This window comes from Sedimentibacter sp. B4, from assembly GCF_000309315.1.
Taxonomy (GTDB): Bacteria; Bacillota; Clostridia; order Tissierellales; family Sedimentibacteraceae; genus Sedimentibacter; species Sedimentibacter saalensis.
In genome coordinates, this window is sequence record NZ_CANG01000822.1 from 1 (window position 1) to 227 (window position 227).

Annotated in this window: 1 protein-coding gene; it reads left to right on the top strand. The window is 73.6% G+C overall.

Translation table 11 applies throughout. The features are described 5' to 3' along the window. Nucleotides 1-227: hypothetical protein (locus BN358_RS27020; RefSeq protein ID WP_040583589.1), on the top strand; the 227-nt coding region annotated here is incomplete at both ends.

Below are 227 nucleotides of genomic sequence, written 5' to 3' on the forward strand. Positions count from 1 at the left end.
TCTGGTCGCCGCTGCCCACGCGGCCGGCGACGACCACATCTCCCAGCAGGCGCAGCGGGCCGTCGACCGGCTCGCGCAGGCCGAGACCCAGACCGAGGCCCGGCTTCCGGTCACCGGCGACCAGCTCACCTGGCTGGTCACCGACGTGGTGAGCGCCCTCGTGCCGCAGGCGAAGTTCGTCTCGGAGGTGGAGAACCTCGCCGTGCCGCAGCAGGTCGCCAGCACGC